The 18,757-nt window shown below is 68.0% G+C and carries 22 protein-coding genes and 1 tRNA gene; 17 read left to right on the top strand and 6 right to left on the bottom strand.

Annotated features, from left to right (window positions below; translation table 11 throughout):
• Window positions 1-12 precede the first annotated feature (12 nt).
• The 3 genes from tadA to BZG35_RS07445 all read left to right on the top strand — a co-directional run bounded on the left by tadA (window position 13) and on the right by BZG35_RS07445 (window position 2,320).
• Window positions 13-465 (top strand): tRNA adenosine(34) deaminase TadA, encoded by a 453-nt coding sequence (gene tadA, locus BZG35_RS07455; RefSeq protein ID WP_077357945.1) that lies wholly within the window; start codon window positions 13-15, stop codon window positions 463-465.
• A gap of 44 nt (window positions 466-509) precedes the next feature.
• Window positions 510-917 (top strand): MliC family protein, encoded by a 408-nt coding sequence (locus tag BZG35_RS07450; RefSeq protein ID WP_077355066.1) that lies wholly within the window; start codon window positions 510-512, stop codon window positions 915-917.
• Window positions 918-1,012: 95 nt separating this feature from the next.
• Complete coding sequence (locus BZG35_RS07445; RefSeq protein WP_150125966.1) at window positions 1,013-2,320, top strand: hypothetical protein; 1,308 nt, start codon at window positions 1,013-1,015, stop codon at window positions 2,318-2,320.
• A 154-nt stretch (window positions 2,321-2,474) separates the two neighbouring features.
• Here BZG35_RS07445 and aroB read toward each other — a convergent pair whose 3' ends face one another.
• Complete coding sequence (gene aroB, locus BZG35_RS07440; protein ID WP_077355064.1) at window positions 2,475-3,581, bottom strand: 3-dehydroquinate synthase; 1,107 nt, start codon at window positions 3,579-3,581, stop codon at window positions 2,475-2,477.
• On the bottom strand, window positions 3,578-4,078 hold the full coding sequence (locus BZG35_RS07435) for a shikimate kinase (RefSeq protein WP_077355063.1): 501 nt from the start codon (window positions 4,076-4,078) through the stop codon (window positions 3,578-3,580). The genes aroB and BZG35_RS07435 overlap by 4 nt, the downstream gene beginning before the upstream one ends.
• Before the next feature lie 170 nt (window positions 4,079-4,248).
• Between BZG35_RS07435 and BZG35_RS07430 the strand changes: the two genes are divergently transcribed.
• Together BZG35_RS07430 and BZG35_RS07425 are read left to right on the top strand one after the other, a co-directional pair.
• Window positions 4,249-5,151: a tyrosine recombinase gene (locus tag BZG35_RS07430; protein ID WP_077355062.1), complete on the top strand. Its 903-nt coding sequence runs from the start codon at window positions 4,249-4,251 to the stop codon at window positions 5,149-5,151.
• A gap of 85 nt (window positions 5,152-5,236) precedes the next feature.
• Complete coding sequence (locus BZG35_RS07425; protein WP_077355061.1) at window positions 5,237-6,184, top strand: acetyl-CoA carboxylase carboxyltransferase subunit alpha; 948 nt, start codon at window positions 5,237-5,239, stop codon at window positions 6,182-6,184.
• On the opposite strand, the gene BZG35_RS07420 is transcribed toward BZG35_RS07425, so the two are convergent.
• Together BZG35_RS07420 and lipB are read right to left on the bottom strand one after the other, a co-directional pair.
• Window positions 6,181-8,076 carry an ABC transporter ATP-binding protein/permease gene (locus BZG35_RS07420; RefSeq protein WP_253189304.1) on the bottom strand — a complete coding sequence of 632 codons (1,896 nt, stop codon included), beginning with the start codon at window positions 8,074-8,076 and terminating at the stop codon, window positions 6,181-6,183. The genes BZG35_RS07425 and BZG35_RS07420 overlap by 4 nt on opposite strands.
• Window positions 8,077-8,118: 42 nt before the next feature.
• Window positions 8,119-8,817, bottom strand: coding sequence for a lipoyl(octanoyl) transferase LipB (lipB, locus tag BZG35_RS07415; RefSeq protein ID WP_077355059.1), 699 nt, complete (start codon window positions 8,815-8,817; stop codon window positions 8,119-8,121).
• Window positions 8,818-8,893: 76 nt separating this feature from the next.
• Between lipB and BZG35_RS07410 the strand changes: the two genes are divergently transcribed.
• The 9 genes from BZG35_RS07410 to BZG35_RS07370 all read left to right on the top strand — a co-directional run bounded on the left by BZG35_RS07410 (window position 8,894) and on the right by BZG35_RS07370 (window position 15,931).
• A complete protein-coding gene (locus tag BZG35_RS07410; protein WP_077355058.1) occupies window positions 8,894-9,145 on the top strand; it encodes a FliM/FliN family flagellar motor switch protein in 252 nt (83 codons plus the stop codon).
• 74 nt (window positions 9,146-9,219) lie between these two features.
• Entirely contained in the window at window positions 9,220-9,594 is a 375-nt protein-coding gene (locus BZG35_RS07405) for a four helix bundle protein (RefSeq protein WP_150125965.1), read from the top strand.
• A gap of 97 nt (window positions 9,595-9,691) precedes the next feature.
• Window positions 9,692-9,776: transfer RNA gene (locus BZG35_RS07400), tRNA-Leu, on the top strand.
• Between the two features lie 145 nt (window positions 9,777-9,921).
• Window positions 9,922-11,325, top strand: coding sequence for a magnesium transporter (mgtE, locus tag BZG35_RS07395; protein ID WP_077355056.1), 1,404 nt, complete (start codon window positions 9,922-9,924; stop codon window positions 11,323-11,325).
• Window positions 11,326-11,425: 100 nt separating this feature from the next.
• On the top strand, window positions 11,426-13,099 hold the full coding sequence (locus BZG35_RS07390) for a lysozyme (protein ID WP_077357943.1): 1,674 nt from the start codon (window positions 11,426-11,428) through the stop codon (window positions 13,097-13,099).
• Window positions 13,100-13,139: 40 nt separating this feature from the next.
• Window positions 13,140-14,309 (top strand): isovaleryl-CoA dehydrogenase, encoded by a 1,170-nt coding sequence (locus tag BZG35_RS07385; protein ID WP_077355055.1) that lies wholly within the window; start codon window positions 13,140-13,142, stop codon window positions 14,307-14,309.
• Between the two features lie 47 nt (window positions 14,310-14,356).
• Window positions 14,357-14,545 carry a DUF3008 family protein gene (locus BZG35_RS07380; RefSeq protein ID WP_077355054.1) on the top strand — a complete coding sequence of 63 codons (189 nt, stop codon included), beginning with the start codon at window positions 14,357-14,359 and terminating at the stop codon, window positions 14,543-14,545.
• A gap of 39 nt (window positions 14,546-14,584) precedes the next feature.
• Window positions 14,585-15,220 (top strand): exopolysaccharide biosynthesis protein, encoded by a 636-nt coding sequence (locus BZG35_RS07375; protein WP_077355053.1) that lies wholly within the window; start codon window positions 14,585-14,587, stop codon window positions 15,218-15,220.
• 75 nt (window positions 15,221-15,295) lie between these two features.
• On the top strand, window positions 15,296-15,931 hold the full coding sequence (locus BZG35_RS07370; protein WP_077355052.1) for an exopolysaccharide biosynthesis protein: 636 nt from the start codon (window positions 15,296-15,298) through the stop codon (window positions 15,929-15,931).
• A 255-nt stretch (window positions 15,932-16,186) separates the two neighbouring features.
• Here BZG35_RS07370 and flaF read toward each other — a convergent pair whose 3' ends face one another.
• Together flaF and flbT are read right to left on the bottom strand one after the other, a co-directional pair.
• Entirely contained in the window at window positions 16,187-16,549 is a 363-nt protein-coding gene (gene flaF, locus BZG35_RS07365; RefSeq protein WP_077355051.1) for a flagellar biosynthesis regulator FlaF, read from the bottom strand.
• Window positions 16,543-16,932: a flagellar biosynthesis repressor FlbT gene (flbT, locus tag BZG35_RS07360; RefSeq protein ID WP_077355050.1), complete on the bottom strand. Its 390-nt coding sequence runs from the start codon at window positions 16,930-16,932 to the stop codon at window positions 16,543-16,545. The genes flaF and flbT overlap by 7 nt, the downstream gene beginning before the upstream one ends.
• Window positions 16,933-17,120: 188 nt before the next feature.
• Here flbT and BZG35_RS07355 point away from each other — a divergent pair, with 188 nt between their 5' ends.
• The 3 genes from BZG35_RS07355 (at window position 17,121) to BZG35_RS07345 (ending at window position 18,740) form a co-directional block, all read left to right on the top strand.
• The gene (locus BZG35_RS07355; RefSeq protein ID WP_077357940.1) at window positions 17,121-17,564 is read left to right on the top strand and encodes a hypothetical protein; all 444 of its coding nucleotides are present in this window, start codon (window positions 17,121-17,123) and stop codon (window positions 17,562-17,564) included.
• The gene (locus BZG35_RS07350) at window positions 17,561-17,800 is read left to right on the top strand and encodes a hypothetical protein (protein ID WP_253189303.1); all 240 of its coding nucleotides are present in this window, start codon (window positions 17,561-17,563) and stop codon (window positions 17,798-17,800) included. Before BZG35_RS07355 ends, BZG35_RS07350 begins: the two co-directional genes overlap by 4 nt.
• A 67-nt stretch (window positions 17,801-17,867) precedes the next feature.
• Window positions 17,868-18,740 (top strand): MoxR family ATPase, encoded by an 873-nt coding sequence (locus tag BZG35_RS07345; RefSeq protein WP_077355049.1) that lies wholly within the window; start codon window positions 17,868-17,870, stop codon window positions 18,738-18,740.
• Window positions 18,741-18,757 lie beyond the last annotated feature (17 nt).

The following is an 18,757-nucleotide window of genomic DNA, read 5'->3' as shown; positions in this document are numbered from 1 at the left end:
GATGAGCGGTTCATGCGCATGGCACTGGACCTTGCGCAAGCGGCGGCGGACGCCGGCGAGGTCCCCGTGGGGGCCGTGATCGTCGACGAGACCACCGGACAGGTGGTCGCGACGGGGGCCAACGCCCCGATTTCCGGGCACGATCCGACCGCCCACGCCGAGATCGTGGCCATCCGCCGGGCCGCCGTGGCCCTTGGCAATTATCGTCTGACCGGCCTGACCCTCTATGTCACCTTGGAGCCCTGCGCCATGTGCGCGGGCGCGATCAGCCATGCCCGAATCGGCCGTGTGGTCTGGGGGGCCGACGATCCCAAGGGCGGCGCCGTGATCCACGGGCCGCGCCTGTTCGACCAGCCGACCCTGCACTCCCGGCCGCTCGCGGAGGGTGGCGTCCTGGCCGAGGCGTGTGGGGAAAGGCTGCGCGCCTTCTTCCGAGCCCGACGCGCCGGAACGCGCGACGCCTGAGCCCGTTACAGTCAAGCCTGACGTCGCCGTCGCCCGGAGTTGCCATGAAGATCGTTCTCGTTCCGCTCGTCCTCGGCGGTCTGACCCTGCTCGGGGGTTGCGGCGAAACCCGCGAGGCTCCGGACAGCGCGGACGCGGTCCAGCAGCGCGCGGTCGAGGCTCAGACGGCGCGTCGGCGGACGGGGGCGGAGTTGCAGGACCGGGCCCTGAACCGCGTCATCCGCACCGTCTATCTGTGTGACAACGGCGAACGTCTGACGGTCGATTTCGACAATCCGCGCGCCATGGCCACGGTCCGCAACTCGCACGGCGAAGCCGCCGACCTGTTCCAGGAGCGCGCCGCCGACGGCATCTGGTACCGCGCCGGAGCCACCGAGCTGCGCGGCAAGGGCATTCTGGCCACCTGGACCGCCGACGGCCGCGCCGACACCCAGTGCCGGGCAATCGACTGAGGGCGGCATCCACCTCGGGCTCGTAGCGCCCGATCACGACACATTGCGAGCAACCTTAGGTTCATATATCGTCGATCTCTAAACAGGGGACGATGATGTTGAAACGCTTGCTTACGCTCGCTTTGGCCGGCGTTTTGTTCAACCCAAGCTCGGCGTCCGCCGAGCCGGGCGGAAGTTTCGAACGTCATGCTGCGGCCAGCTGCCCTGCCGCAGCCGGCGCGTATGGTCGCTTCTTGGAGGGGGACCTCAGGGCACGCGAGTGCGCGATCAACGCCATGCGCCTCTCCCTTCTCACCGCACCGGCTGAGCCGACGCCTGATTCAGACTACCGGACCTACAGGACCCAGGCCGAAGAGCTGATGCGCTACTACGAGCGACGCGCTCAACGTCAGCAGACCTTCCTGGATGGGGGATCGCTGATCACGCTGATCGGGGCGGCCGGTGCCTTCCAGGGCAACATCACGCAACAGACCCGCGAGGCGTGGGCGGTCGCCGCCTTCACGCCCAGCATCATCTCGCAGTTCAACGTCTATGAGCCGACCCGCGAGCTGTTTCACGGCGGGGCGCTGGCCGTTCAACTGATCACGCGTCGCTATGAGCGTATGTTCGAAACCCTCGACATCTTGAAAAAGCCGCCTGAGGGCCTGAGTTGCGCGCTTTATTCCTCTCTCATGTCGGAGATCGCTGGGGCGCGACAGGCGGCGAAGGCTCCGGTCGTCTATGATCCGGAGGGCGTCCTCCTGGGTGAAGTCAGGCGGATCAACGACGCCTGTAACGCCTTGGCGGCCCGCCGAAACACGATCATCGTTGTGGCCCGAATAGCGACGGATCGGCGGGCGCGGCTGGGCCGGGATTACGCTTGGGATCTGCTGACGCTCGACAACGCGCTCGTGGCCAAGGATCAGCAGATGCGGAGTACGCCGATCCAGACCTTGACCGCTCTGGTCAGCAGTCCCTTACGGGCGGTGGACTTCGCGATCACGGGCGAGAATGCGCAGAACGGGCTCAATGCACTGAAGACCCAGGTCGCCTTCGCCGGCATGAACCGTTCCCTGATGGCGTTGGATATTCCGGGCCTTCCAACACAAGGAGCCGTCGGTCCGATTGCGCCCTTGTCCGAACGGGCGCTGGCGCTCGACACCGCCGGCGCACCGACCGATCTCAAGGACCATATCGGACGCCTCCGAGCCTTGAGCGGCGCGCTGGAGGCAGCCCAGTTCGAGCAGAGCTACTATGAACGCGCGTCTTCCGTGCTGGGCCAGGCGATAAGCTCGGATCACCTGACCTTCGCCTATGACGCCACGACCAACACGACGGTGGTGAAAGTCGGACCCCGACCGGTCGAGGCCGGCGCGATCGCCAGCAGTTCCACGGGGCAGTCGGTACCGGGTGGCGGCAGCTAGCCCCTATCCCGCATCGCCACTCGGCAGCTGCAGACGTCCGTCCAGGATAGCGCACCCCTGGTCTGGGACATGACGGGCCGACGGGCACAGGACTTGATCACTTGGATCACCGAAGACCGCGCGGCTCCGTGCCGACGATCGACGGCGGTCGGGATCAGCCGGCCCCCTCCTCGATAAGGAAGGCCCGGATGGGGGTCGGGTCCTCGAACCGCCGGGTGAACGCCTGCCCGATCCCGTGCGCGAGGATCAGGGTGATCCCGCCACCTTCCGCCTTCTTGTCGCCCGCCATCCGCGCCAGCAGGGCCTCGGCCGAGAACACGCCCGCCTGCGCCAGCCGCGTCGGCAGCCCGGCCGCCGCGACCACGGCCTCGACGCGTTCGGCCTCAGGCGCCGCGCACAGGCCCTGGGCGACCGAGAAGCGGAACGCCATGCAGCAGCCGAGGGCCACCGCCTCGCCATGCGCCAGGGCGGCCTCCTCGAAGCCCAGCTCCGCCTCGATCGCGTGGCCGAAGGTGTGGCCCAGGTTCAGCAGGGCGCGCCGACCGGCCTCCCTCTCGTCCTCGCCGACGATGGCCGACTTGATCTCGACCGAACGGATCACCGCCCGGGTCAGGGCCGCCGCATCGCCCGTCGCCCCGCTGGCTCCCTCACCGGCAAGCCAGTCGAAGAAGGGCGCGTCGCAGATCAGCCCGTGCTTCAGCACCTCGGCCCAGCCGGACCGCAACTGCACAGGCGGCAGGGTGGCCAACACGTCGATGTCGGCCAACACCAGGCGCGGCTGGTGGAAGGCGCCGACCAGGTTCTTGCCGCGCGGGGTATCGATCGCCGTCTTGCCCCCGACGGAGGAATCCACCTGGGCCAGAAGCGTGGTCGGCACCTGAACGAAATCGATGCCGCGCATGTAGAGCGCCGCCGCCAGCCCGGCCAGGTCTCCGACCACGCCGCCGCCCAGGGCCACGATCACGTCCTTGCGGTCCAGGCCGGTCGCCAGAAGCCGGTCCATTAGCCGTTCCAGCTCGGCGAAGGATTTCGACCCCTCCCCGGCCGGCACGGCGACGATCTCCGTACGGATTCCGGCGGCGTCCAGCACAGCCTTCAGGGCCGGTCCATGCAGGGCGGCCACCGTCTCGTCGCTGACGATCACGGTGCGGCCCCGGGCGAAGGGCGCGATCCGCGTCCCCGCCTCGGCCAGCAGCCCCCGCCCCACGACCACGTCATAAGGGGCGAAATCGCCGCCGGAGACCGGAACAACCGTCGTCATCTCGTCTGCTCCGTCGCCCAATAGGCCTCAAGCGCCGCCAGGATAGCGTCGACGGCCTGGCCATGGGCCCCGGCCCCGACATCCACGGTCACGTCGGCCGTGGCATAGAGGGGGTAGCGGACCTCGGCCATGGCGGTCAGGGCTAGCAGCGGGTCCTTGCCGCGCAGCAGGGGCCGGGTGTCGCGCCGTTGAACCCGCGACGCCACCACCTTCAGCTCGGCCCGGAGCCAGACCGAGGTCGCGTTCGCCTTCATCAGGGCGCGGGTGTCCGCATTCAGGACCGCCCCGCCCCCCGTGGCCAGAACGATCGGTGGCCCCTCCAGCAACCGGCGCATGACCCGGGCCTCGCCGGCGCGGAACTCGGCCTCACCCAGCTGGGCGAAGATCTCCGACACGGTCATCCGCGCCGACTGCTCGATCGCGTCGTCGCCGTCGACGAAGGGCAGGCCGACCCTCTGGGCCAGCCGACGCCCGACCGTCGATTTGCCCACGCCCATCAACCCCACCAGGGCTATGGTGCGGGTCGGCCGGGGAATCGGCAGGGCGCCTGAGGCTCGGGCGCTCACCGGACGGTCGCGCAGGAAGGAGAGGCGGAAACAGACATGATCGCTCCGATCTCTACACGATGGCGAACGCTCCGCCACCGCAACGCGACGCCGGATTCGGCATGACCACGCCCCAGGTCGAGGCCTTCCTGGAAATGATGGCCGTGGAGCGGGACGCCTCGCCCCACACCCTGTCCGCCTATGCCCGCGACCTGGCCGACGCCGAGGCGCATCTGGGTGAACCGGGCCTGATGCGGGCGGACGAGGCAGGCATCGAACGCTGGTTCGCGGGTCTTTCGGCTCGGGGCCTGTCAGCGGCGACGGCGGCGCGGCGGCGCTCGGCCGTGCGACAGTTCTACCGGTTCGCCCTGGGCGAAGGCTGGCGCAGCGACGACCCCTCGCGCCGGCTCGACGCACCGAAACAGGGTCGGCCCCTGCCCCGCACCCTGACCCGCGAGGAGGTCATCGGTCTGTTGACCGCCTCCGCCGCGCGCGACGGGGCCGCGGGTCTGCGCATGATCGCCCTGGTCGAACTGGCCTATGCCTCAGGGCTCCGGGTGTCCGAACTTCTGGCCCTGCGCGTCGAGGCCGTGCGCCGCGACCCGGCCTATCTGATCGTGCGCGGCAAGGGCGGCAAGGAACGGCTGGCCCCCCTGAACGCCTCGGCGCGGGAGGCGGTGAAGGCCTGGCTGATCGCGCGCGACGCCGCACGGCCGGACAAGGCCCCGGACAACCCCTGGCTGTTCCCGTCCGGCGCGGCGTCCGGCCACCTGACCCCCCGCCGCTTCGCCCAGATGCTGGACCAGGCCGCCCTGGACGCCGGGATCGACCCGGCCCGCGTCAGCCCCCATGTGCTGCGCCACGCCTTCGCCACCCATTTGCTGGAGGGCGGCGCCGACTTGCGCGTCGTGCAGACCCTGCTCGGCCACGCCGACATCGCCACGACCCAGATCTACACCCACGTCGCCACCGACCGCCTGACCCAGGTGGTCCAGCGGCACCATCCCTTGGCGAAGGACGACTGAACCCCCGCTTGCTCCTGGGCTTCGACGCCTCTAGGTTCCGCCGCCTTGTGACAGGGCGCGTTGTGCCCCTCCGACCGGACGCCTCATGGCCACCCATTACCTCGAATTCGAAAAACCGATCGCCGAGCTCGAGGCCAAGATCGAGGAGCTGGGGCTGCTCGCGGCCACCTCCGGCTCGTTCGAGACCGAGATCGACGGGCTGAAGCGCAAGGCCGACCAGCTTCGCAAGAAAACCTACGCCGCCCTCGATCCGTGGCAGAAGACCCAGGTCGCCCGTCACCCGCAGCGCCCGCATTTCATCGACTATCTCGAGGCCCTGTTCACCGACTATGTCGAGCTGCGCGGCGACCGGCAGTTCGGCGACGACCAGGCCATCCTGGGCGGCCTCGCCCGTTTCCGCGGTCAGGCCGTGGTCGTCATGGGCCATGAGAAGGGCCACGACACCGCCACCCGCCTGACGCACAATTTCGGCATGGCGAGGCCCGAGGGCTATCGCAAGGCGGTCCGGCTGATGGACCTGGCCGACCGGTTCGGCCTGCCGGTCCTGACCTTCGTCGACACGGCCGGGGCCTATCCGGGCCTGGGGGCCGAGGAGCGCGGCCAGGCCGAGGCCATCGCCCGCTCGACCGAACGCGGCTTGATCCTCAACACGCCGATGATCGCCACCGTCACGGGCGAAGGCGGGTCCGGCGGAGCCATCGCCCTGGCCGCCGCCAACCGGGTGCTGATCCTGGAACACTCGATCTATTCGGTGATCTCGCCGGAGGGGGCCGCCGGCATCCTGTGGCGCGACGGGGCAAGGGCCAAGGACGCCGCCAACGCCATGAAGATCACCGGGCCCGACCTGCTGGCCATGAAGATTGTCGACCGGGTAATCCCCGAGCCGGTCGGCGGGGCCCATTCCGCACCGGAAGCTGCCATGCAGTCCGTCGGCGACGCCGTGTGGGAAGAGCTGCAGGCCCTGATGCCGCTGTCCCCGGCCGAGCTGCGCAAGCAGCGATCGGACCGGTTCTACGCAATCGGTCGAGCCTAGCCCTCGATCTCGGCGCTCGTCCGGCCGCCGCGCGTCTGCTTCTTCCACAAGGCGGCGTACTCGCCCCCGACCCGGGCGACCAGTTCGTGGTGCGCGCCGCGCTCGACGATGCGCCCGGCCTTCAGCACCAGGATCTGCTCGGCGTCGGCGATGGTCGACAGGCGGTGGGCGACGACCAGGGTCGTGCGGCCGGCCTTGGCCTTGCGCAGGGTCTTCTGGATCGCGGCCTCCGTGCGGCTGTCCAGGGCGCTGGTCGCCTCGTCGAGGATCAGAAGGCAGGGGTCGGCCAGCAGGGCGCGGGCGATGCCCACCCGCTGACGCTCCCCGCCCGACAGCTTCAGGCCGCGCTCGCCCACCCGCGTCTCCATGCCCTCCGGCAGGCCGGCGATGAAGTCCGACAGCTCCGCCGCCTCGGCCGCGGCCCAGATGGCGGCCTCGTCGGCGTCCGGCCGGGCGAAGGCGATATTGACCCGCAGGGTGTCGTTGAACAGCGCCACGTCCTGCGGCACCAGGGCCACCGCCCGGCGCAGCGAGGCCTGGGTCACGTCGCGCACATCGGCCCCGTCGATGACGACCCGCCCGGTCTGGGGATCCAGCAGCCGCAAAGCCAGTTTGACGATGGTCGACTTGCCCGACCCCGAGGCCCCGACCAGGGCGGTGGTGGTGCCGGGCGCGACCTGGAACGACACATCCTCCAGACCATTGGCCCGGGCGTCGTGGCGGAAGGAGACATCCTCGAACGCCAGCGCTCCGCCGCGTTGATCCACGGGCCGGATCAGGTCGGGCGCGCCCGGCGAATCGGCGACCTGTGGCGACTGCCGCGTCACCTTCAGCATCTCCTCCATGTCGATGAAAGACTGGCGGATTTCCCGATAGGCGAAGCCCAGGATGTTCAGCGGGGCATACAGGGAGATCATGATCAGCACCGCGGCGGTCACGTCGCCCGGCCCCATCCGCCCGGCCGCCGCCTCGAACCCGGCCATGACCGCCATGATCCCCAGACCGACGTTCATGATCAGGGCCTGGACCGTGTTCAGCAGGGCCAGAGAGCTGTTCGCCTTCAGCGCCGCCGCATTATAGACGCCCAGCGCCCGGTCATAGCCGTCCGCCGCCCGGGTCTCGGCCCCGAACGACTTGACGGTCTCATAGTTCAGCAGGGCGTCGACCACCTGACCGGCCGCCTCGGTGTCCGCCGTGTTCATGGTCCGGCGGTGCTCGATCCGCCAGTTGGAAATGGCGAAGGTCAGGGCGGTGTAGAGGACCACAACCACCACCGCGACCGCCGCGAATCGCCAATCGTATTTTCCCCCCAGGACGGCGGCGGCCAGCACCAGCTCCAGCAGCGTCGGAACCAGGTTGAAGGCCAGGATCCGCAGCAGGAAGTCCACCGAGCGGGACCCCCGGTCGACGGTCCGGGAGAGGGCTCCCGAGCGCTTGGTCTGGTGGAAGTCCAGCGACAGGTTCAGGGCGTGGGCGAAGGTCTCGGTGGCGGCGCGCCTCTGGGCCGCCTGGCGAACCGGGGCGAACACGACGTCGGACAGCTGGGGTGCCGAGGACGACAGCAGCCGCACCAGGGCCCAGCCCACGGCGAAGGCGGCGAAGCCCAGACCGACGGAGACGCCGGCCGGCTGGTCGCTCGCCAGGTGATTGACCGCCGCCCCCAGCACCAGGGGGGCCAGCACGCCCAGCGCCTTGCCGAGAATGGTCAGACCGATGGCGGCGAACAGCCTCAGCCGCAACTGCGGCGCGCCCGAACGGCCCACCAGCCGGATCAGGTCCATCAGGGCCGGAAGGGTCTTGGGGCCGTCCACCGGCTCGGCGGCGACCCCCGCCGCCTGCGCCTTGGCCTCGATCGAGCCTCTGCGTTGTCCCGATCGTTCGCCACGTGCCATGGCCCGCATATGGACTGCGTCGCCCGTGGGCGAAAGCCACCCTCAGGCGATGGGGCCGAACACCTTGGCGAAACTGGCCTTAAGGGCGGCATCCGCCTCGTCCAGACCGGCGATGACGCCCAGATCCAGCAGGCTGGTCACGCCGTGTTCGGCGATGCCGCAGGGCACGATGCCGTCAAAATGGCTGAGGTCCGGCTCGATGTTCAGGCTGATGCCGTGGAAGCTGACCCATTTGCGGACCTTGACGCCGATGGCGGCGATCTTGTCCTCGCGCGACCAGCCGGGGCCGCGCTGCTCGACCCAGACCCCGACCCGGCCGTCCCGCACCCCGGCCTCGACGCCGAACTCTGCCAGAGTGCCGATCAGCCAGGCCTCCAGACCGCGCACGAAGCCGCGCACGTCCCGGCCGCGCGCGTTCAGGTCCAGCATGACATAGGCCACCCTCTGACCCGGCCCATGATAGGTGAACTGCCCGCCCCGCCCGGTCCGGTGCACCGGAAACCGGCCCGCATCCAGCAGGTCCTCGTCCCGGGCCGAGACCCCGGCGGTGTAGAGCGGCGGATGTTCGAGCAGCCAGACCCGCTCGCCCGCCTCGCCCGCCGCGATGGCGGCGACCCGGGCCTCCATCTCGGCGACGGCCTGCGCGTATGGAACGTAGCCGGACGCGACCACCCATTCGACCGGGCGGCCGTCGGCGCGAATCAGAGAGGAAACGGTGGCGCTTAACGGCTCGGCAAGCATGGTGACCCCAATGTGCGCCCGAGGGCCGCCAATGCAACAGCAGTCAACAGTACCCTCCAGCGTATTCGGAGTCCCCTTGTCCCAGATCGAAGCCGTCGACGTCGAACTGTCCGTCGTGCTGGGCCGATCGGTGCTGCCTATGTCCCAACTGCTGAAGATGGGCCGTGGGGCGGTGATCCCGCTGGACGCGTCCGAGCACGACGAGGTCTGGATCCTGGCCAACAACCACCCTGTCGCCCGCGGTCAGATCGAGATCAACGACGACCGTATCGCCATCACGGTCACCCGGGCGGCGGATGTGTATGATTTCATGGCGGGAGCGGCTTAGGTTAGGCAGTAGGCAGTAGGCAGTAGGCAGTAGGCAGTAGGCAGTAGGCAGTAGGCAGTAGCGGGGGTGACGCTGTGGAGACTGTCAAAAGCTATCGCGATCTCAAGGTTTGGCAGCGGGCCATGGATCTGGCCGTTGCAGCCTACGAACTGACCCGAGGGTTTCCGCGGGACGAGCAGTTCGGTCTGACGTCGCAAATTAGGCGCGCCACGGTGTCGACGGCAGCCAACATCGCCGAAGGTTATGGGCGTTCGACGAAGGGTGCTTATCTCAGCTTTTTGCGAATAGCTCAGGGATCGCTGAAGGAGGTTGAAACCCACTTGATCCTGGCCACCCGCGTCTCCGTCTGCACGGAAACCGCCACCAAACCTTTGCTAGAAGAGACAGACGAGCTTGGCCGAATGCTCCGTGCCCTCATCGTTCGCCTGGAACAGCACGTCGATCGGTGAGCCTTGCTTCTACTGCCTACTGCCTACTGCCTACTGCCTTCCTCTATCCCCCTTCCCTTCCCCCGCACTCTCCGCTATCAGCCCCGCTCCGATGCGAGCGGTCGTGGCGGAATTGGTAGACGCGCAGCGTTGAGGTCGCTGTGGGGCAACCCGTGGAAGTTCGAGTCTTCTCGACCGCACCATCGTTAGCGCGCCAGGCGACGTGGACTTCGGTTCGCCGCGCCGGCGCGTGAATGACGAACAGGGGCTGGTCCTTCCAGCCTCCGGAACAGGACAGAATACGGCTGCTACCGAGCTGATTCACATCGAGAGAGGGAGGCCCCCCGCGTGAGCGAACGAACCGCCACTCTCGACCCTGTCGTCAACGAAGACCACGAGGCGCTGGACGAGGACTACGTCCTGACGGCGTCCTTCGTCGAAAAGGTTGTGGACGCCGCCGATGACGGCGACGGCCTGCGGCTGCGGTCGCTGCTGGAAGACCTCCATCCCGCCGACGTGGCCGACCTGATGGGCTTCCTGACGGCCGAACACCGGGGCGTCGTGGTCCTGTGGCTGCCGCCGGAACTGCTGGCCGAGACCCTGCCCGAGCTCGACGACGGCATCCGCGAAGAGGTGCTGGAGCGCGTCGCCCCCGGCACCCTGGCCGAGGCGCTGCAGGAACTGGATTCCGACGACGCCGCCGCCGTGGTCGAGGATCTGGAGGACGACCAGCGCGAAAAGGTTCTGGCCGCCATGCCGGCGACCGACCGCGCCGCCATCGAGAACTCGCTGGGCTATGCCGAGGACACCGCCGGCCGCCTGATGCAGCGGGAGGTCATGGCCGCCCCCCTGTTCTGGAGCGTCGGCGACACCATCGACCACGTCCGGGCCCAGGGCGAGGACCTGCCCGAGCTGTTCTTCGACATCTATGTGGTCGATCCCCACAACAAGCCGGTCGGCGGCATCCCCATCAGCGGACTGCTGCGGGCGGCACGGACTGTGAAGCTGTCGGACCTGATGGAGCCGGTCAACGGCATCGCCGCCGACACCGACCAGGAAGAGGTCGCCTATATCTTCGAGAAATATCACCTGATCTCGGCCCCGGTCGTGGACGCGGCCGGGCGGCTGGTGGGTCAGATCACGGTCGACGACATCGTCAACATCATCCAGGAGGAGAACCGCGAGGACATCCTGCGCCTGGCCGGTGTGTCGGACGAAAGTCGCGGCGCCGGGGTGTTCGGCGTGGTCCGCTCGCGCATTCCTTGGCTGATCGTCAACCTGGGCACGGCCATCTTCGCCTCCCTGGTGATCGGCCAGTTCGCCGACGAGCTGGAGGCCCTGGTCTATCTGGCCATCCTGATGCCGGTGGTGGCCTCCATCGGCGGCAACTCGGGAACCCAGGCCCTGACCGTGGCCGTGCGCTCGCTGGCCTCGCGCGAGCTGACCTCCGCCAATGCGCCGCGCATCCTGGGTCGAGAGGTGACGGTGGGCCTGTTCAACGGCGTTTGTATCGGCACGCTGCTGGGCGGCGTGGCCTGGGTCTGGTTCCGCGAGCCCCTGCTGTCGCTGACCATCGGGCTGGCCGTCCTGATCAACCTCGTGGCGGCGTCGCTGGCCGGCACGCTCGTCCCCCTGGCGCTGGATCGGCTGGATCGGGACCCTGCGGTGGCGTCGCCTGTGTTCGTCACCTGGATCACCGATACGGTGGGCTTCCTGTCATTCCTCGGCCTCGCGGGCGTCATTCTGATGTAGGACAGTGGCCGCGGCGCCGCTCTTGCTCCTGCTCCGGCAGGGCGAGCGCGCCCTGTCTCGTTTTGGGTCATAGCCAGTGTCCGACGCCATCAAACCGACCATGAAGGTTTCCCGCGAGGGGATCGTCCTGATCAAGAGCTTCGAGGGCTTTCGGCCCCGGGCCATCCGCCGTGAAAACGGCGGTTGGGTGATCGGCTATGGCCACACCCGGTCGGCGCGCGAGGGGGCCAGCGTCTCGGAAGCGGATGCGGAGCTGCTGCTGCGCTACGATCTGCTCCCGGTCGAGAAGACGGTGAACGAGGCCGGCGCGGCCGTGCTCAACCAGCATCAGTTCGACGCCCTGACCAGTTTCGCCTTTTCGGTCGGCGTGGACCGTTTCCAGACCTCCGACGTGCGGGCGCTCCTGAGCACGGGCGCGATCGTCCAGGCCGCCGATGCCCTGATGGGCTGGCCCGAGCCTGTGCTGCCGCAGGCGGGCCTGCGCCGACGCGCGGCCGAGCGGGCCCTGTTCGTCGCCGATCCCGACGCCCCCGTCGCCGTGTCCGACCTGCTGGCCGCGCCGGTCGGCGAAGCCCAGGCGACCGATCCCGTCCCCGCCCAAGACATGTCCGCCCCGCCGGCTCCAGCCCTCGCGGCTTCGGTGGAGGCTGCGCCCGAACCTGCAACTGACATCGCCACCGATCCCGAGCCCGAACTCGAACGCGTGCCGGAGCCCGTGCCATCGGTGGATCCGCGTGCCGCGGCCGTCTCCGCGCTGCTGGGCGAGGTCGAGAGCCAAGGCCTATCTCTAGAGCCCGCCCCGCCCAGCGTCCTCGCTGTCGTTCCGCTTCCGCCGCAGGCCGAGCCGCCCCCCCCGGCCGCCAACGACGCGCAGGCGGAAGAGCCCCCCTCGACCGAGCCAGAGCCGGTGGTCGAAGCGATGGAGACGGCCCCCGAGCGCCCGCCCGAGCCGGAGTACGAGCCACAGGCGGAACCGCAACCGGCCCCCGAAGCGGAGCCCGAGCCGGAGCCTGCGGAAGCGTCGGCACCGAACGACCGGACGCTGGACCCGCCCGCGACCGAGACCGCGGAGCTCGCGGAAACGACCCGGCCGGCCCCGACCATCGAGACCCCGGCGCCGCAATCGGCGATCAGCCCCTCGACCCTGTCGGCCCAACGCTACGCGCCATACAGCGCCGCCATGGTCGGCCCCCTGCCATTCCTGGCCCCGGCCCGGAGCCAGACGCCCGTCGATGCCCAGCCCTCGCCCGTGCCGCGGACGGAGCCGACCCAGACCGAGCGGACCGTCGAGACCCTGCCGCCCGCGCCGCCGGCCCTCGCAGAGGCCACGATCATCCAGCCCTTCGCGCCCCCGACGGACGTCGAACCCCTGGTCTTGAGCGCGCCGGAGGATGCGCCCGTGTCCGCCATGACCCGTGAGGCCTGGACGATCGAAGAGCGCCAGGAGGCCGTCGAAACGACCGAAGGCGGGCTGTTCGGAGAGGACCTGACCTTGACCCTGGGCGGGGCCCCGATCATGCGGCATGGCGACATCGAAGTGGCGACCCCCGCGTCGTTCGACTGGAGCGAGACCGGAGCCTTCATCATCATGGGCGCCGTGGGTCTGACCGCCTTCGGGGCGGCCATGGCGGCCTTCCGGTTGGCCTCCGAACAGACGGGCGGCAACGAAACCACCATCATCGCCTGGGTCCTGGCCGTCATCGGGGCCGGTTGCGTGGGCGTGTCGTCCTTCAATCTCTACCGCCGCTGGGGCCTGCCGGGCGGCGACAACTAGCCGGTTGGCCAACCCCGGCCGGCGGTGCTAGGCCGCTGGCATGAGCATCCCCAACGCGCCCCAATCCATGGAATTCGGCCTCGGCGAAACCGCCGACGCCATCCGCGACACCACGGCCCGCTGGGCCGCCGACCGGCTGGCCCCCCTGGCCGCCGAGATCGACGAGACGAACACCTTCCGCCGCGACCTGTGGCCCGAAATGGGCGATCTGGGCCTGCACGGCATCACGGTCGAGGAGGAATGGGGCGGCCTGGGCCTGGGCTATCTGGAGCATGTCGTGGCCATGGAGGAGGTCTCGCGTGCCTCGGCCTCGATCGGCCTGTCCTACGGGGCCCACTCCAACCTTTGCGTCAACCAGATCCGCCGGTGGGGCACGGACGACCAGAAGCGCCGCTATCTGCCCAAGCTGATTTCGGGCGAACATGTCGGCTCCCTGGCCATGTCGGAGGCCGGCTCCGGCTCCGACGTCATCTCGATGCGCACCCAGGCCCGCAAGGTCGGCGACCGCTATGTGCTGAACGGCACCAAGTTCTGGATCACCAACGCCCCGTCCGCCGACACCCTGGTGGTCTATGCCAAGTCGGACCCCGAGGCCGGGTCCAGAGGCGTGACCGCCTTCCTGATCGAGAAGGGCATGAAGGGCTTCAGCGTCTCCAAGAAGCTGGACAAGATGGGCATGCGCGGCTCCGATACCGCCGAACTGGTGTTCGAGGACTGCGAAATCCCGGAAGAGAACGTGATGGGCCCGGTCGGTGGCGGGGCCGGCGTGCTGATGAGCGGCCTCGACTATGAGCGCGCCGTCCTGGCCGCCGGACCCCTGGGCATCATGCAGGCGGCGCTGGACGTGGTCCTGCCCTACGTCCGCGACCGGAAACAGTTCGGAAAGCCGATCGGCAGCTTCCAGCTGATGCAGGGCAAGATCGCCGACATGTATGTCGCCCTGAACAGCGCCCGCACCTATGTCTATGCCGTGGCCAAGGCCTGCGACGCCGGCCTGACCACCCGCTACGACGCGGCGGGCGCGATCCTGCTGGCCTCCGAGAACGCGGTGAAGGTGTCCCTGGAGGCGGTCCAGGCCCTGGGCGGAGCGGGCTACACCAAGGACTGGCCGGTCGAACGGCTGGTCCGCGACGCCAAGCTGTACGACATCGGTGCCGGCACGAACGAGATTCGCCGCTTCCTGATCGGTCGGGAGTTGCTGGGGGCGTAAGGAACCTCGCTGGCCGGTGACGGTTTTTTCGCGGGAAGGAGCCACCCATGCCCGCAAGATCCGCCGCCCAACAGAAGGCCGCCGGCGCCGCCCTGTCCGCCAAGCGCGGCGACACGCCCGAGTCCGAACTGAAGGGCGCGTCGAAACAGATGGTCGAGTCGATGAGCGAAAAGCAGCTTGAGGATTTCGCCCACACCAAACGCAAGGGGAAACCCGAGCACGTCGCCGAGAACTGACCGCTCGAAAGCGTCACCCTCCAACGCTAGGGTCACGCCATGAGCCTGACGGTGACCTCGACCGGCCGACCGATCCGCTTCTCCGACACGCTGGAGCGGCTGGGCTCGCATGGCGGCGAGAAGCTGTTCATGGGCGAGGTGATCGAGGCCTTCGGAGAGCGGGCGTTCGGGGCGGTCCTGCTTCTGTTCGCCATCGTCAACATGTTGCCGTGGCCCCCGGGCGGCACGACCCTGACCGGCGCGCCCCTGCTGTTTCTGTCGGCCGAACTGGCCTGGGGCCGCGATACCTTGTGGCTGCCGAACTGGCTGGCGCGGGCCTCGGTCGCCCGCGCCACGTTCCAGAAGATGAGCGGCCGGCTGATGAAGTTGATCCGGTTCAGCGAGGCCCTGACACGTCCCCGGCTGTATTTCCTGACCGGGCGGCTGGGCCAGGGGCTGATCGGCCTGGCCTGTCTGATCCTGTCCGCGATCCTGGTGCTGCCGGTGTTCGGGGGCAATCTGATCCCGGCGATCGCGATCGGCTTCTTCTCATTGGGGATCATGCAGCGGGATGGCCTGGCCGTTCTGCTGGGCTGGATCACTACCGGCATCACGATCGCCGTGCTGGTGTTCGCCTGGCGTCTGGTCGTGGCCGGCTTCCAGCTGGGCTTCGACTGGTTCGGCCGGATCCTCTAGACATGGCGCAATGGTAAGTAGCACCCGTCACACGACGCGCCTAAATGTGGTCCGTCTTCTGCAGAGCGCCGCCTGATGCCCGACTACGACTATCAGAGCGACGCACGGCCTTTTTCCACCGTGCTCGACGACATCGGCGCCAAGACGGACGACAAGCTCTATCTGGGCGAACTGATCAACGCCTTCGGGGAGCGCGGCTTCGGGGCGCTGATGGTCTTCTTCGGCCTGATCAATGCCATCGCCTCGCCCATTCCGGGCTCGACCACCCTTCTGGGGGCGCCGCTGCTGGTGATCTGCCTGCATCTGGTGACGCGCCGCGACCAGTTGTGGATGCCGGCCTGGGCGCTGAAGACCAGCCTGCCGCGCAGCAGCTACCGCGCCACCATCGACAAGGTCAGGAAGCCCCTGATCCAGATCGAGCGGCTGTCGCGGCCGCGCTTCAGCATCATGAGCAGCGAGGTCTCCGAAGTCCTGATCGGCATCGTCACCAGCCTGCTGACCGTCATCATCATGCTGCCCCTGTTCGGCGGCAATCTGTTCCCGTCCCTGTTCGTGGCCCTGTTCGGGTTCGGCCTGATGCAGCGGGACGGAGCCCTGATCGGCGCAGCCTGGCTCGGCGTCGCCGGGTTCTGCGTCTTCGTCTGGGCGGCGTGGAGCCTGATCGTCTCGGCCACGACCTTCTCGCTGCAGTGGATCCAGCAGGTGTTCTAGCCGGCAAAAAGGGCCGCCGGATTGCTCCGGCGGCCCTCATTGTCTGACCGCGTTACGGCCGGACCGATTGTCAGTCTGAAAAGATCAGACCCGGACCTCGCCAGAGGACCAGCAACCGGTCACCGCACGGGTATGGGACAATGAGATCACTGGATCACCTCCTTTCGACTGTTAAACAGGGAGGCGTAAGCTAGGACAGCTTCTGGGTTTTCGCAAAGCCCGATGGCGCTTTCGTGATCGGCCGCGGGCTCGGGCCTAAGGCTGCGGCTGGGCGTGGGGCGCGAGCCCTTGCATCACGGACCGATTGATGTCGATCAGGGTCTCGAAATCCTCCTCACCCCGCATCACGGCCGACGAGTGGCGGCTGACGAACAGACTGATGGAGATGATCTGGGCCCGCATGGGCTTTGCCAGAGCGTTGTCCGGATCGGAGCAGTCGGTCGCCAGCGTCGACCAGAGCCGGCGGTTCCAGTCCAGGGCGTCGATGCGGGTCTTCAGATCGGATTCGTCGACGGTGGCCGCATGCATCAGCGCCCGGGTGACCTGACCGAACAGCCGGTACTCCAGCTCTCTCGGGGTCTCTGTCCGCGCGGACGCCTGTGCATAGGCCTTCAGCATCCGATCAGGCTTTCTTCATAGTCGACCAGTTTCCTGGCGGTCATCAGAGCCTTGTAATATTCGCGCGCCAGAACGTGCCGGGACACGGCGACGCAGTCGTTCAGCACCGCCGGGTTGCGGGTGGCACCCATGAACTCCGACAGACGGGTGACGAACTCGTCGTAGACCTTCGGTGCCGATGTTTCGTCGAGGTACATCATCATGACCGGGAAATAGATCCGCTTGGCGGGGGTCGTGACCTCGGACAACTGCATGATGTCCTTCTCGCGCAGGACGGAGGCCTTGTTCTGCAGGATGAGCACGCCACGGCGGTCGCCGTTCTGGACGACCGCGCCGTTGAGAACGAACTTTTCCCCGGGCTTCAAAGACAGCTTCAACGGCATCGGTGGGCCTCCCCCTGCCCGCAGTGTGTGATTAGCTTCGCGGTGACTGACGCACGCTAAAGAAACGTGGTTAAGCATGTGTTCGCTCGGCGCGGGTCCGGCGCCTGGATGCGGGCGTTATGGGCGGCCGACCTCGGAACACGGTCCATGCCGCGACGTTCATCCCGCTGCAGACAGGAGAGCAAGCCATGACCGACAGCGACAGCGGCCGGGACGATCAGGACCAGTCCGAAACCTTCGACGAGGACAATATCGACGCCTCGGAAACCGGCGGCGTCACCAATGAGTTCAAGACCTTCGAAGAGATGCCGGACGTCCTGGACGTCACCTCGGCCGACGGCGATGCCGACGAGGAAGACTTCGATGAGGACGACGCCGATCTGGAGGAGGATCTGGGCGCGGATGGCGTCGAACCCGAAGCCGACGCCCAGTACGGCGCGGACGGCACCCGGATCAATGAGATCGACCTCGGCGCCGACACGCCGGGGAACGGCGAGGTCGAGCTGGTCTACGCCGGCCTGATGGAGGACGTTCAGGGGGCTCAGGCCAGCGCCGGCCACTGGGAGTCCAAGACGCTCTCCGACGACGATATCGAGGACCTGGGCTATGCGCCCGAAGGAGAAGACCAATGACCGATGCCATCCCCGCGCCCCACGCCGCCGACGACGACGCCCCCGGCGAGCCCCGCGGCTCCGACCACGACGTCAACACTCCCTTCGCGCGCCGCATCGACCCCAGCGAAGACGCCCATGACCACCTTGAAGAGAAGCACGGCAATGCCGAGGATCGGCAGGAGGCCCTGATCGACGAAGGCGTGGAAGAGACCTTCCCGGCCAGCGACCCGGTCTCCGCCAAGCGGATCACCTGAGACAAACGCGACGTTGTGAAACGGCCGTGTCATCGGCTAGGCGTGGCGCGAACCCACGGAGCATTGGATGACACGGCCGACCGACCGGTTCGAGGGTACCTCGAACTATATCGCGACCCAGGATCTGAGGATCGCCGTCAACGCCGCCGTGGCGCTGGAACGGCCCCTGCTCATCAAGGGGGAGCCGGGCACCGGCAAGACGGTCCTGGCCTATGAGATGGCGGAGGCGCTGAAGGCCCCGCTTATCACCTGGCACGTCAAGTCCACGACCAAGGCCCACAACGGACTGTACGAGTATGACGCCGTCAGCCGTCTGCGGGACAGCCAGTTGGGCGATCCCCGCGTCCAGGACGTGAAGAACTATCTGAAACCCGGCAAGCTGTGGGAGGCCTTCACCAGCCCGGTCCGCCCGATCCTGCTGATCGACGAGATCGATAAGGCCGACATCGAGTTTCCCAACGATCTGCTGCAGGAACTCGACCGGATGGAGTTCTTCGTCCAGGAGACCGGCGAGACCATACGCGCCGCCGTCCGCCCGATCGTGGTCATCACGTCCAACAATGAGAAGGAACTGCCGGACGCCTTCCTGCGCCGCTGTTTCTTCCACTACATCCGCTTCCCCGACGACCAGACCATGCAGGCCATCGTTGAGGTCCACTTCCCCGGCATCAAGCCGCGGCTCGTTTCCGAAGCCCTGAAGACCTTCTACGAGATCCGCGACACGCCCGGCCTGAAGAAGAAGCCATCGACGTCCGAACTGCTGGACTGGCTCAAACTGCTGATGGTGGATGATGTCCAGCCCGAGACCTTGCGCGAACGCGCGCCCAACAAGTTGATCCCGCCGCTTCATGGTGCCTTGTTGAAAAACGAGCAGGATGTGCACCTGTTCGAACGCCTCGCCTTTCTCAACCGCCGAGAAGGCTCCCGGCCCGGCGGCTGATGGGGACGTCACGACGC

The sequence above is a fragment of the Brevundimonas sp. LM2 genome (assembly GCF_002002865.1).
Lineage (GTDB): Bacteria > Pseudomonadota > Alphaproteobacteria > Caulobacterales > Caulobacteraceae > Brevundimonas.
Note: the sequence above shows the minus strand (reverse complement) of the source record. Positions and strands in the feature narration are given on the sequence as shown.

Excerpts from the sequence above, each read along its gene's own strand:
- BZG35_RS07450 (WP_077355066.1), top strand. The coding sequence starts at position 510 with ATGAAGATCGTTCTCGTTCCGCTCGTCCTCGGCGGTCTGACCCTGCTC.
- flbT (WP_077355050.1), bottom strand. The coding sequence starts at position 16,932 with ATGCCGTTGAAGCTGTCTTTGAAGCCCGGGGAAAAGTTCGTTCTCAAC.
- BZG35_RS07370 (WP_077355052.1), top strand. The coding sequence starts at position 15,296 with ATGCCCGACTACGACTATCAGAGCGACGCACGGCCTTTTTCCACCGTG.
- BZG35_RS07380 (WP_077355054.1), top strand. The coding sequence starts at position 14,357 with ATGCCCGCAAGATCCGCCGCCCAACAGAAGGCCGCCGGCGCCGCCCTG.
- BZG35_RS07345 (WP_077355049.1), top strand. The coding sequence starts at position 17,868 with ATGACACGGCCGACCGACCGGTTCGAGGGTACCTCGAACTATATCGCG.
- BZG35_RS07425 (WP_077355061.1), top strand. The coding sequence starts at position 5,237 with ATGGCCACCCATTACCTCGAATTCGAAAAACCGATCGCCGAGCTCGAG.
- flaF (WP_077355051.1), bottom strand. The coding sequence starts at position 16,549 with ATGCTGAAGGCCTATGCACAGGCGTCCGCGCGGACAGAGACCCCGAGA.
- BZG35_RS07350 (WP_253189303.1), top strand. The coding sequence starts at position 17,561 with ATGACCGATGCCATCCCCGCGCCCCACGCCGCCGACGACGACGCCCCC.
- BZG35_RS07445 (WP_150125966.1), top strand. The coding sequence starts at position 1,013 with ATGTTGAAACGCTTGCTTACGCTCGCTTTGGCCGGCGTTTTGTTCAAC.
- BZG35_RS07355 (WP_077357940.1), top strand. The coding sequence starts at position 17,121 with ATGACCGACAGCGACAGCGGCCGGGACGATCAGGACCAGTCCGAAACC.
- lipB (WP_077355059.1), bottom strand. The coding sequence starts at position 8,817 with ATGCTTGCCGAGCCGTTAAGCGCCACCGTTTCCTCTCTGATTCGCGCC.
- BZG35_RS07435 (WP_077355063.1), bottom strand. The coding sequence starts at position 4,078 with ATGGGCGTGGGCAAATCGACGGTCGGGCGTCGGCTGGCCCAGAGGGTC.
- BZG35_RS07385 (WP_077355055.1), top strand. The coding sequence starts at position 13,140 with ATGAGCATCCCCAACGCGCCCCAATCCATGGAATTCGGCCTCGGCGAA.
- BZG35_RS07430 (WP_077355062.1), top strand. The coding sequence starts at position 4,249 with ATGACCACGCCCCAGGTCGAGGCCTTCCTGGAAATGATGGCCGTGGAG.
- BZG35_RS07420 (WP_253189304.1), bottom strand. The coding sequence starts at position 8,076 with ATGGCACGTGGCGAACGATCGGGACAACGCAGAGGCTCGATCGAGGCC.
- tadA (WP_077357945.1), top strand. The coding sequence starts at position 13 with ATGCGCATGGCACTGGACCTTGCGCAAGCGGCGGCGGACGCCGGCGAG.
- BZG35_RS07375 (WP_077355053.1), top strand. The coding sequence starts at position 14,585 with ATGAGCCTGACGGTGACCTCGACCGGCCGACCGATCCGCTTCTCCGAC.
- aroB (WP_077355064.1), bottom strand. The coding sequence starts at position 3,581 with ATGACGACGGTTGTTCCGGTCTCCGGCGGCGATTTCGCCCCTTATGAC.
- BZG35_RS07390 (WP_077357943.1), top strand. The coding sequence starts at position 11,426 with ATGAAGGTTTCCCGCGAGGGGATCGTCCTGATCAAGAGCTTCGAGGGC.